This is a genomic window from Tistrella arctica, assembly GCF_039630945.1.
Classification (GTDB): Bacteria; Pseudomonadota; Alphaproteobacteria; order Tistrellales; family Tistrellaceae; genus Tistrella; species Tistrella bauzanensis.
The window spans coordinates 1-243 of the sequence record NZ_JBBKTV010000057.1 but is presented as its reverse complement, the minus strand read 5'-3'; the positions used below and the strand labels follow the sequence as shown (position 1 = coordinate 243).

Below are 243 nucleotides of genomic sequence, written 5' to 3'. Positions count from 1 at the left end.
GACCTGGTGGCTATGGCGGACGTGAACCACCCGATCCCATCCCGAACTCGGACGTGAAACCGTTCTGCGCCGATGGTACTTCGTCTTAAGACGCGGGAGAGTAGGTCGCTGCCAGGTCTTGCAACCGCACAACACGCCGGCCCAGCCGGGCAACACGCCAACCATGCGCGAGACATCTCATCTCAACAACACTGCCCAACGCACCACACCCGACGCGGGGTGGAGCAGCCCGGTAGCTCGTCA

At 63.0% G+C, this 243-nt stretch carries 1 rRNA gene; it reads left to right on the top strand.

The features are described from left to right. Positions 1 to 2: 2 nt before the first annotated feature. Positions 3 to 117, top strand: a 5S ribosomal RNA gene (rrf, locus tag WG924_RS28170). Positions 118 to 243 lie beyond the last annotated feature (126 nt).